Annotated in this window: 1 pseudogene; it reads right to left on the reverse strand. The window is 60.2% G+C overall.

Going from position 1 to position 485, the window contains the following annotated elements:
* Nucleotides 1–343: 343 nt before the first annotated feature.
* Nucleotides 344–485, reverse strand: a pseudogene (locus B2J89_RS22990) (single-stranded DNA-binding protein); the annotation flags it as partial.

Genomic DNA, 485 nt, shown 5'->3' on the forward strand with positions numbered 1-485 from the left:
AGAGTCCAGGATTGTGATTCCTGTTGTCGTGGGTTCGAGCCCCATCAGCCACCCCAAGTAAACTAAAACCCGCTGTCTCGCGATAGCGGGTTTTTTATTTTTTGTGCCCTGCCGAACAGGGCTGGCCTATCTGTCTATGGCAAAAAACCCGCGCGTAGCGGGTTGTGAAAACAGCGCAAGGTCAACAAAAAATCAGCGCCAGGATCGCGGCGTCGTCGGCCAGGTTCAGCTGTGCATAGGCGGCACAGCGGTAGATCCAGAACACAACGGGGTTGGGCCAGACTGCGAGGGCCGCGGCGTGGGTGGCGCTGGGTTCTCGCGGTCGAATCCGGGGTATTTGCGCTCAGGAGTCCAGGGGCTCGTGCGGCAACTCGCGCGGTTCGGGCGATTGCATGGCAGCCCGTTTGTGCTGAACGTGGTATGCCGTCAGCACTTGGTGCGCCACCATGTCGAGCGATGGGCGCACCACGCCCTGTTTGTCGCTC

The organism is Acidovorax sp. SRB_24, from assembly GCF_012931925.1.